The sequence below is a fragment of the Rhodoplanes roseus genome (assembly GCF_003258865.1).
GTDB lineage: Bacteria > Pseudomonadota > Alphaproteobacteria > Rhizobiales > Xanthobacteraceae > Rhodoplanes > Rhodoplanes roseus.
Window position 1 is genome coordinate 1 of sequence record NZ_NPEX01000697.1, and the last position, 347, is coordinate 347.

Consider the following 347-nt stretch of genomic DNA (forward strand, 5'->3'; position numbering starts at 1 on the left):
CCCGGAATGACGAAGAGAGCAAGCCGGGAGCAGCGTCGTGGAATCGCTCGGATATCTGATGGACGGGTTCGCGGTGGCGCTCACGGGGCGCAACCTGCTCCTGTGCTTCGTCGGCTGCCTGTGGGGCACGGCGGTGGGCGTGCTGCCCGGGCTCGGCCCGCTCGCCGGCATGGCGCTGTTGCTGCCGCTCACCTTCAAGCTCGATCCGGCCGGCGCCGTGATCATGCGGGCTGAAGTCCAAGATCTTCTCGTTCGCCCGCCTTCGGCCAGATCGTCGGTCGGCACCGACCGTCTCTTAGACGGCCTGCTTCCGCTCGCCGCCGGGAACGTGTTCGGCCATCTCGGGC

The 347-nt window shown here is 68.6% G+C and carries 1 protein-coding gene; it reads left to right on the forward strand.

Going from position 1 to position 347, the window contains the following annotated elements; all coding sequences use genetic code 11:
- Nucleotides 1–37 precede the first annotated feature (37 nt).
- Nucleotides 38–347 (forward strand): tripartite tricarboxylate transporter permease (locus CH341_RS32015; protein ID WP_210208719.1); only part of this gene is annotated, 310 nt, incomplete at its 3' end.